Source organism: Patescibacteria group bacterium (assembly GCA_020148145.1).
Lineage (GTDB): Bacteria > Patescibacteriota > Minisyncoccia > Minisyncoccales > JAHCRE01 > JAHCRE01.
The window spans coordinates 1-3,237 of the sequence record JAHCRE010000004.1; the positions used below are offsets into that span (position 1 = coordinate 1).

Here is a 3,237-nt window from a genome sequence, read left to right on the forward strand (position 1 = left end):
ATAATCATCATATCGCTTTGTATATTCTTCATACAAAGGAGCGACAACCTTTCCACATGTAAAACATCGTATCGGAATTATCACAAAATCACCTATATTATATAATTGTTTACTGCGATTATATCATTCATTTCTGTTATAATCCCATCATATTTATTATAGTATTTAAACTTAACCCATCCAACCATGTTATTATTTATCAATATGTAATGCGGGCGTTCTTTTATTGTAAATAAATGCACAAATGGTGCAGAGAGCGGTCAACGATTAGCATGGTTCTTAACCCATCAATCGTGCTAATGGTTATCTTATTTTTTGTTTTCCTCTAAAAATTTTTCTAATTTATCAATTATACTCTTAGCACAATTATAAGCTTTTTCAGCATTTTTAAATTTTATAATATCATAGATACCTGGGACGTCTGTCCCTGAATCATGAGGAACAGGTTCTTTTAAATCAAAATCTTTGTAATGAACTAAATCGTTCCTCCAATTTGTTAATTGTTTAATTCCTCTTTTTTTATCAAATTTTTTTCCTGTAATCAATAATGGTATCAGTGAATATTTTTTACGCATGCTAATATCTGATAAATTTTCCCAAATGTTAGGATCAAGATAATCATGTCCAATTTTATTTATGTATGCCTCTAATGCAAAATGTGAAAATAATATTACATTATGTGAACTTTTCATTTCTTGTCCTATAGAACCAAATCGGTTCCGTATATCTTTTTTTTTATCAATAGAATTTCGATAAGATTCCTTTGCTTTATCCAAATCAACTCTAGCTTTTGCCAAATATTCACGATCAAGCTCCTTTCTCATTCTTATAATGGGTTTAAAATCTTGCACAAAATAGTATAGAAGTAATTATTTATAAAACCTGTTTAAGATTAACCCATAAATCGTATTAAAGAATGACAATAATAAAATTATTGAGAAATTAAATCAATTACTTTTTTTTTATTAACAAAATCAATTTTTTCAATATTTTCATCGTCATATTCAAAAAAGTCGATTATTTTATCATGTGAATACATGCAATGATTTTTTTTCTCCTTATCTTCAGGCATATCCTTGAATCCTTGTTATTATATAATGTTTACATGACATAAAAATCTTGTTATTTCACTCATCATTTTACAATTTTTCATTAATATTCTCGTTTTTTTTTGTCTTTAGTTTGATTTTCGCTAAATAATTTAATTGTTTCTTTGTTGTCTGGTAGATCTAAGAACAACTTCCATGTATCATTCCATTTTCTATAGTTAACAGAATGAATAATATTAAGACCCATATCTTCCGCTCTTTTCGCAGAAATTGAGAAACTATGTTCAGGAAATTGTCTCACGAGTTCATCAGAAATTTCATACGCCTCCTTTTCGCTTTTACCCATATATTTTGTAAGAAATTCAACTGTAAATTCCTCTGCGATACATGATGACCTCTCACACATATTTATTAACCATGGATCAAATTTTGCCATGATAGGTTTCATGTAATCTTTAGAAAAATTTAGAGCAATTTGAATAGAGTCTTTTCTGCTAAGTTCTACCTGCTGTCGAATTTCCCCCCCAATCCTAAAGGCCATAATCAAAGACTTATTTGCTAATAATTCTAAAGATCTAATGCCATCGAGAGCTGAGAGATGACCAATTCCTTCCAATATTGGATGTTCCATTGGTAAATCCAAAGGACCTATTTCTGATTGTGGTCCCATAACAATTTCATTTGATCCCAATGCCATTAATGTAGCTGCACTTTTAGCCCTATATGGTATAATAGTAATTAATTGATTACATTTAGATCTAAAAATGTTGGTAATCTTATAGGCAGAATAAATATTCCCTCCAGGAGAATCTAATAAAAGATGAAATATCGTTTCTTCTTTCTTTGAAATTATTTTATCTAATTCTTTGATAACCCTATACACATTTTCTTTTCTTATCATTTTTTCCGTTTTATCAGGTTGATTAAATATGAACAAATAGGATTTCATTCTCCGTTTTCTCCTTTATTATTTTATGATATTAAAAATTAATAACGAATATATATTTTTAAAGATTGCCCTTAAGATAAATAACATCCTTACAACCCTATAAATCCATGTAAACACTAGAGAAACGTGCATATAAACTGTTTTAAAACATTATCTCTTCCATATCAACAGGAGGAAAAGAAACATTTCCTAAGTTTAGCTCATATCCATATAATGGCACTAGAACAAAAAGCCATACTAAATAGCAATGCAATTTGCATTTTAAAAGACCAATTTGACAATATATCCTTCCATTCAAATTCAAATATATCAAAATTTGGTACTTTACCTTTTAAAAGATCTCGTATTGCATCACCTGAATTTTGTGCGAAAAATTTGTTTTTATGGTTGGCTAAATGAAAATATGTCAAATAACAAATTGCAAAAGCAGCAATAATAAAAAAAAAGGATGATATTAAAACCTTCAGTGGAGAAGTAATAACGACTTTATTAGTGCTTGTGATTTTAGCTGTAATAATACCAAAATAAAATACCAAAATTGCAAATATAAGCTTCCATTCGATTTTACGTCTTTCATCAAACTGGGATCTATGAATCTTAGAAAGATGTTTTAGACAGTCAATTTTTACAGATATGTTAAATTTTTCTATTTCTGATTTGCTTATTTTTTTAATTTCTGATTTGTCTAATTTTTCTTCATTCTTCTTTTTTTCATACTCCTCTTTTTCACGTTTATTTATATGTCTAACAATTAGAAATGTTCCAATTATAATGCCACTGGCTATTAATAGAAAAAGAGTTTCGTAATTATTTTCAGAAACAAAATTTACAATATCAAAGCCAAGAAGAATATTACTTGCCATTTTCCTCCAAATCTGTATTTTGTAACAAATAATCCCTTATAACCATAATGTTTCAATCAAAACATTGGGATAATGTGCATATCAACAGGTTTAAGGCATCTTATCCCAGGAGAAACATTTGATTTGGAGGGGGTAGGCAAGTTGATGTAGGTAACCTCGCGGGGGAAAAAGGAAAGGGGATTTCCTCTCCAAAAAATATCATATATCAAATGCCGTTTCGAGTCAAACATAAGAAATATATGTTGCCCATTTTTACCTACCCCAACAATTCTATATAACTTGTTGTTTATATAATTTTTGATACATAAAACAATGTTTGTTTTGTTAAGGTTGTTGCTTTGCAAACGTAAAATAAGCCATTCTAAGACGTTGCAAT

The 3,237-nt window shown here is 28.8% G+C and carries 6 protein-coding genes; all 6 read right to left on the reverse strand.

The features are described from left to right. On the reverse strand, positions 1 to 84 hold an 84-nt coding region (locus KJA15_00190), incomplete at its 3' end, for a DNA-directed RNA polymerase subunit N (GenBank protein ID MBZ9571750.1). Positions 85 to 308: 224 nt separating this feature from the next. Then, positions 309 to 824, reverse strand: a complete 516-nt coding sequence (locus KJA15_00195) for a hypothetical protein (protein MBZ9571751.1) — start codon at positions 822 to 824, stop codon at positions 309 to 311. A 107-nt stretch (positions 825 to 931) separates the two neighbouring features. Next, the gene (locus tag KJA15_00200) at positions 932 to 1,072 is read right to left on the reverse strand and encodes a hypothetical protein (protein MBZ9571752.1); all 141 of its coding nucleotides are present in this window, start codon (positions 1,070 to 1,072) and stop codon (positions 932 to 934) included. Between the two features lie 80 nt (positions 1,073 to 1,152). Further along, positions 1,153 to 1,998 (reverse strand): hypothetical protein, encoded by an 846-nt coding sequence (locus KJA15_00205; protein MBZ9571753.1) that lies wholly within the window; start codon positions 1,996 to 1,998, stop codon positions 1,153 to 1,155. A 200-nt stretch (positions 1,999 to 2,198) separates the two neighbouring features. Continuing rightward, positions 2,199 to 2,861: a hypothetical protein gene (locus tag KJA15_00210; GenBank protein ID MBZ9571754.1), complete on the reverse strand. Its 663-nt coding sequence runs from the start codon at positions 2,859 to 2,861 to the stop codon at positions 2,199 to 2,201. A gap of 56 nt (positions 2,862 to 2,917) precedes the next feature. Continuing rightward, on the reverse strand, positions 2,918 to 3,237 hold a 320-nt coding region (locus KJA15_00215; protein ID MBZ9571755.1), incomplete at its 5' end, for a hypothetical protein.

Excerpts from the sequence above, each read along its gene's own strand:
- KJA15_00200 (MBZ9571752.1), bottom strand. The coding sequence starts at position 1,072 with ATGCCTGAAGATAAGGAGAAAAAAAATCATTGCATGTATTCACATGAT.
- KJA15_00195 (MBZ9571751.1), bottom strand. The coding sequence starts at position 824 with ATGAGAAAGGAGCTTGATCGTGAATATTTGGCAAAAGCTAGAGTTGAT.
- KJA15_00205 (MBZ9571753.1), bottom strand. The coding sequence starts at position 1,998 with ATGAAATCCTATTTGTTCATATTTAATCAACCTGATAAAACGGAAAAA.
- KJA15_00210 (MBZ9571754.1), bottom strand. The coding sequence starts at position 2,861 with ATGGCAAGTAATATTCTTCTTGGCTTTGATATTGTAAATTTTGTTTCT.